Source organism: Bacillus sp. SIMBA_031 (genome assembly GCF_046535225.1).
GTDB lineage: Bacteria > Bacillota > Bacilli > Bacillales > Bacillaceae > Bacillus > Bacillus velezensis.
This window is the reverse complement of the sequence record NZ_JAWRXC010000761.1, coordinates 1-230: the sequence shown is the minus strand read 5'-3', so window position 1 is coordinate 230 and position 230 is coordinate 1. Positions and strand designations below refer to the sequence as shown.

At 62.6% G+C, this 230-nt stretch carries 1 protein-coding gene; it reads right to left on the bottom strand.

The features are described from left to right. Positions 1–230 (bottom strand): hypothetical protein (locus tag SB724_RS22105; protein WP_410573262.1); only part of this gene is annotated, 230 nt, incomplete at both ends.

Below are 230 nucleotides of genomic sequence, written 5' to 3'. Positions count from 1 at the left end.
ATGTGAACGCGGCCAATCAACCGGGCAAACCACAAAAAGGCGCCCAGAAAGCCGGTGAGTTTGTGCAGTTCGTCAATGGCGCCGGCCGGTGCTGCCTCGCACCACGCTTTATAGGCCCGGTCATGGGTTTGACTGCCCAGCCGGGCGCGGCCTGCGATCTGCAGGAAGAGCAGCCATATGTCGCGCGCCTGCGCCGTAGCCAGCGGCATGACGGTGTCAGGTTCTTCTTC